Raw genomic sequence first — 1,190 nt, forward strand, 5'->3', positions numbered from 1 at the left:
CTGCTGCCACTGTCCCCAGTTTAGAGCCTAAACAAGTAGAGGCGATCGGGGCAGCTTTAAGGGAATTAGAGCGCCTCCGGCAAGAAGGATTAATTTCTGAGTACGAATTTGAAGAAAAACGGCGACAACTACTATAATGACACCGCAAAACTGGTTAGGGCGCACTTTTAACCCTTTAAAAGCCAAAATTAGCAATGATCCCTATTATCGCTTTCGTTCCCTCGATGAGATCGCTATGGCGGCGCAATTGGGCATTAAAATTAATGTCAGTCAAGCGGGTGTGGATGATTGGCTGCGATTGCCGGGGATATCCATCCATCAAGCGCGGATGTTGGTGGAATTGTTGGGTATGGGGGTAGAATTGCTTTGTCTTGAAGATCTAGCGGCTGCTTTGAGTGTTCCTGTGGCTAGATTGAAAGCTTGGCAACCGATTCTAGAATTTGCCTATTATAGTCCCGAAAGTCACCTCGCACCCCCTAAAATCAATCCTAACACCGCTTCGATCGAGCAGTTAACCACCCTGCCCCTAATCAGCGATAATTTGGCAGCTGCCATTATTAAAAGCAGAGAAGAACAGGGATTATTTAAGAATATTGTGGATTTTAAAGGGCGTTTATCCCTAGACGCTCAGGAAATCTCCCAATTAATGCACTTTTTCCAGTTTTAATCCCAAATACTCAGGAAAGGAGACAGGAGATAGGAGTCAGGAGTCAGGAGTCAGGAGACAGGAGACAGGATTCAGGAGTCAGGAGTCAGGAGTCAGGAGTCAGGAGTCAGAAGATTATTTTTATTTATTCTTCCCACTTCATAATTCATAATTCATAATTCATAATTCCCACACCCTACACCCCACACCCCACTCCCCACACTCCACTTCCCCACTTCCCAGCAAATCTAAATGTCTTCAGATTCCTCCGCATCACTAGGGGGAACTAGGGCCACCGCAGCGATCGCATCGTCCTCATCAAGTTTTTGCACCCGGATGCCTCCGGCCGAGCGCGATTGAGGAGTAATCGCATCGACGGATTGACGGATGATAATGCCCCGTTCGGTGATAATCATAAATTCCTCGTGGGGGTTAACAACGTGCAGAGCCGCTAATTTATCGTTCTTTTTGCGGAATTTAATCACTCTGACTCCTAATCCCGCCCGATTTTGCAGACGTAGGAGGGTAACGGGAACCCGTTTTC

At 46.9% G+C, this 1,190-nt stretch carries 3 protein-coding genes; 2 read left to right on the forward strand and 1 reads right to left on the reverse strand.

Annotated features, from left to right (window positions below; all coding sequences use genetic code 11):
• Window positions 1-137, forward strand: a 137-nt coding sequence (locus PX484_RS18545) for an SHOCT domain-containing protein (protein WP_288105066.1), incomplete at its 5' end; no start/stop codon positions are given.
• Window positions 137-667 (forward strand): ComEA family DNA-binding protein, encoded by a 531-nt coding sequence (locus PX484_RS18550; protein ID WP_287764920.1) that lies wholly within the window; start codon window positions 137-139, stop codon window positions 665-667. The genes PX484_RS18545 and PX484_RS18550, both read left to right, overlap by 1 nt.
• 227 nt (window positions 668-894) lie before the next feature.
• Here PX484_RS18550 and PX484_RS18555 read toward each other — a convergent pair.
• A partial coding sequence (locus tag PX484_RS18555; RefSeq protein WP_288105064.1) for a DNA gyrase C-terminal beta-propeller domain-containing protein occupies window positions 895-1,190 on the reverse strand: 296 nt, incomplete at its 5' end.

The sequence above is a fragment of the Microcystis sp. M49636_WE2 genome (genome assembly GCF_030065375.1).
Classification (GTDB): Bacteria; Cyanobacteriota; Cyanobacteriia; order Cyanobacteriales; family Microcystaceae; genus Microcystis; species Microcystis aeruginosa_C.

Coding starts and splice junctions, on each gene's coding strand:
- PX484_RS18550 (WP_287764920.1), top strand. CDS start 137: ATGACACCGCAAAACTGGTTAGGGCGCACTTTTAACCCTTTAAAAGCC.